Genomic DNA, 1,779 nt, shown 5'->3' on the forward strand with positions numbered 1-1,779 from the left:
ATGAAGATGACGACGGAAGAGGCTTTTGTTAAGGTTTTGCAGAAGCACGGGATTGAGCATGCGTTTGGGATCATTGGTTCTGCGATGATGCCGATTTCTGATTTGTTCCCGCAAGCAGGGATCATGTTCTGGGACTGTGCGCATGAAGGCAGCGCTGGGATGATGGCGGATGGCTACACCCGTGCCACCGGCAAGATGTCGATGATGATTGCGCAGAACGGCCCGGGCATCACCAATTTTGTCACCGCGGTGAAGACCGCGTATTGGAACCACACCCCGCTGCTGCTGGTCACGCCGCAGGCGGCGAACAAGACCATCGGTCAGGGTGGCTTCCAGGAAGTTGAACAGATGAAGCTGTTCGAAGACATGGTGGCGTATCAGGAAGAGGTCCGCGACCCGACCCGTGTTGCCGAAGTTCTGACCCGTGTCATCAGCCAGGCCAAGCGTCTGTCCGGCCCGGCGCAGCTGAACATCCCGCGCGACTTCTGGACGCAAGTGGTCGACATCGAAATTCCCGATCCGGTCGAGTTTGAACGCAGCCCCGGTGGCGAGAACTCGGTGGCCAAAGCAGCCGAGATCCTGTCGAACGCCAAAAACCCCGTCATCCTGAACGGCGCGGGCGTGGTTCTGTCCGAGGGCGGCATCGATGCCTCGATGGCTCTGGCTGAGCGTCTGGATGCACCGGTCTGCGTTGGCTATCAGCACAATGACGCCTTCCCCGGCAACCACCCGCTGTTTGCTGGCCCGCTGGGCTATAATGGCTCGAAAGCCGGGATGGAGCTGATCAAGGAGGCGGATGTTGTTCTGGCCCTTGGCACCCGTCTGAACCCGTTCTCGACCCTGCCCGGATATGGCATGAACTACTGGCCCGAAGAGGCCACCATTATTCAGGTGGACATCAACCCGGACCGCATCGGCCTGACCAAGAAGGTCACCGTCGGGATCGTCGGCGACGCGGCCAAAGTGGCCAAGGGCATCCAGCGCCAGCTGTCTGACGAGGCAGGCAATGCCGGCCGCGCGGAGCGCAAAGCCAAAATCGCGAAAAAGAAATCGGCCTGGGCACAGGAACTGACCTCGCTGACGCATGAGCAGGACGATCCGGGCACCAGCTGGAACCAGCGCGCGCGCGACGCCAAACCCGACTGGATGAGCCCGCGCATGGCGTGGCGCGCAATCCAGCAGGCCCTGCCGCGCGAGGCGATTATTTCGTCCGACATCGGCAACAACTGTGCCATCGGCAACGCCTATCCTGACTTTGACGAAGGCCGCAAATATCTGGCGCCTGGCCTGTTCGGCCCTTGCGGCTATGGTCTGCCGGCCATCGTTGGCGCCAAGATCGGTCAGCCGGACGTTCCGGTTGTGGGCTTTGCCGGTGACGGCGCCTTTGGCATTGCGGTGAATGAGCTGACTGCGATTGGCCGCCAGGAATGGCCCGCCGTGACCCAGATTGTGTTCCGCAACTACCAGTGGGGCGCGGAAAAGCGCAACTCGACCCTGTGGTTCAACGACAACTTCGTGGGCACGGAACTGGACACCAAGGTCTCTTATGCCGGTATCGCCAACGCCTGCGGTCTGAAGGGCGTTATCGCACGCACCCAGGACGAGCTGACCGCAGCCCTGAACCAGGCGATCACGGACCAGAAGAACGGCATCACCACGCTGATCGAAGCCATGATCAACCAGGAACTGGGCGAACCCTTCCGCCGCGACGCCATGAAAAAACCCGTCGCAGTCGCAGGCGTCAACGCAAACGACATGACACCTCAAATACAAGCGTAG

1 protein-coding gene is annotated in these 1,779 nt (G+C 60.8%); it reads left to right on the plus strand.

What is annotated here, in order from left to right; genetic code table 11:
• On the plus strand, positions 1-1,779 hold a 1,779-nt coding region (xsc, locus tag ACR0BU_RS24655; RefSeq protein WP_480739566.1), incomplete at its 5' end, for a sulfoacetaldehyde acetyltransferase.

Source organism: Ruegeria sp. CK2 (assembly GCF_056536585.1).